Source organism: Mesorhizobium sp. M4B.F.Ca.ET.089.01.1.1, from assembly GCF_004022605.1.
Lineage (GTDB): Bacteria > Pseudomonadota > Alphaproteobacteria > Rhizobiales > Rhizobiaceae > Mesorhizobium > Mesorhizobium abyssinicae.
Genome location: NZ_RZOS01001342.1, coordinates 1 through 491, shown reverse-complemented (window position 1 = coordinate 491; position 491 = coordinate 1). Strand labels below are relative to the sequence as shown.

Annotated in this window: 1 protein-coding gene; it reads right to left on the bottom strand. The window is 61.1% G+C overall.

Going from position 1 to position 491, the window contains the following annotated elements:
* On the bottom strand, positions 1-491 hold a 491-nt coding region (locus EN780_RS37455; protein ID WP_245500299.1), incomplete at both ends, for an ABC transporter substrate-binding protein.

Here is a 491-nt window from a genome sequence, read left to right as displayed (position 1 = left end):
GGCTTCAGGTTTGTCATCATGAACTGATCGGTGGTGGCGCCGCTCTTGGAGCGCAGGAGCACAAGCGCGGGATTGGCTTCGATGAGCCGCGCCAGGCTCCCGTCAAGCTGGGCCACAGCGTCGACCTGGCCGGCCACCAGCGCATTCATGCGGGCGGTCGGGTCGTTTATCGCGATGAACTCGACCCCATCCAGATAGGGTTGCCCTGCCGTGCGATAATTGTCGCTGCGTGCAAGTGTCACTCGCTGGCCGCGGGACCATGACACGAACTTGAAGGGTCCGGTGCCGATCGGCTTGTCGAAGTCGGTCGTCCCGTGCTTGATGAGGAACATCACTTTGCTGCCCAGCACTTGCGGCAGCAGGGCATACGGCTGCTTCAGCTCGATTTCGACGGTGCTGGCATCCAATGCGCGCACGCCTTTTGACTCCAGGAGCGGAGCCAGGTTGGGGTAGGCATCGGCTTTGTTGTCGGAATTGAGGATGTACTGGAT